Genomic DNA, 1,181 nt, shown 5'->3' on the forward strand with positions numbered 1-1,181 from the left:
GCCTGCCTGAGGTGATGATGGACGTGCTCTTCTTTCCAGTCGGGAGCAAAGTAGTAGACAGCGCCCGGTGGAGCAGCACCCGCCCATGGACGTTGATCGCGGACATACGTCCAGATCCTGCCCTTCTTCACGCCCTTGCCTAACCCCTTGTCTCGAGGAGAGCGGTCGAGCACCCGGATCGGGGTATCATCGGCATGAAGAAGGTCGCTTCCCATGATCGCGGTCTCGATCCGCTCGATCAACGGCTGGAGCACCCGCATGGCGCGACCACACCAATCGACCAGCGTGCTGTCGGGAATGTCAGCGCCCATGCGAGCGAAGATCTCGTTCAGACGGTAGAGTGGCAGATGGTCGTCAAACTTTGAGACCAAGATGTAAGCCAGAAGGCCGGCACCCGCCATGCTGCCCGGTATTGGACGGCTAGGTGCTGGCAACTGCACCATCTTCTCGCAGCAACGGCAGGATTTCTTCAGCCGCGCGACCTCGATGACCTTCATCTGCGCGGCGATCATGTCGAGGATTTCGCTTACGTCTTCGCCCACAAGACGCAATTCACCGCCACAAGCGGGGCAACACGAGCCTGGATCCAGTTCTTTACGCTCGCGAACTGCCTTGTCCGACACGCGTGGGCGACGGCGCGTCACTGTCTGCTTTTGAGCATCCGTGGATGCGGCAACCTCATCAGCTTCGTCGATCGACCTGGTGCTGTTCTCCGACGCAGCGATCAACAGATCCTCCAGAGCCAATTCCAGCTGCTGGATTTCTCGCTCGATCTTTTCGGAGGACTTGCCAAACACCTGTTTCTTCAGCTTGGCAATGCGAAGCCGCAAGGTCTGGATCAACTGGTCATGCGCCAGCAATGTCGCCGACATCTTCGCATTTTCCGCCTGCAAGGCGGCGATCATCGCCTTCAGGAAGGCGGGATCGTCGGGAAGATTTTGGCTCGCGTTCGACATGAGCCTGACTAGCATAAGCCAGGCGGAATGGCCATAAAAACAAGTAGATTCAGAGGCATAAAATCAACAGACGCGTGCCGGCGGCGCACCCCAGTTGGGTCGTCGCCAATCGATCCCCTCCCACAGCATGGCCAGTTGCGCCGACGTCAGCCGAGCCGTTCCATCGGCGGTCGACGGCCACGGAAAGCGGCCTCTCTGGAGGACCTTGTAATAAAGGCAGAAGCC

General features: G+C 58.9%; 2 protein-coding genes. Both read right to left on the reverse strand.

Annotated elements, in window-relative coordinates:
• Positions 1-956 (reverse strand): IS66 family transposase (tnpC, locus tag AYK65_RS31255; protein WP_139793422.1); only part of this gene is annotated, 956 nt, incomplete at its 3' end.
• 63 nt (positions 957-1,019) lie between these two features.
• Positions 1,020-1,181: IS66 family insertion sequence element accessory protein TnpB (gene tnpB / locus AYK65_RS31260; RefSeq protein ID WP_139793424.1), on the reverse strand; the 162-nt coding region annotated here is incomplete at its 5' end.

The sequence above is a fragment of the Ensifer aridi genome, assembly GCF_002078505.1.
GTDB lineage: Bacteria > Pseudomonadota > Alphaproteobacteria > Rhizobiales > Rhizobiaceae > Sinorhizobium > Sinorhizobium aridi.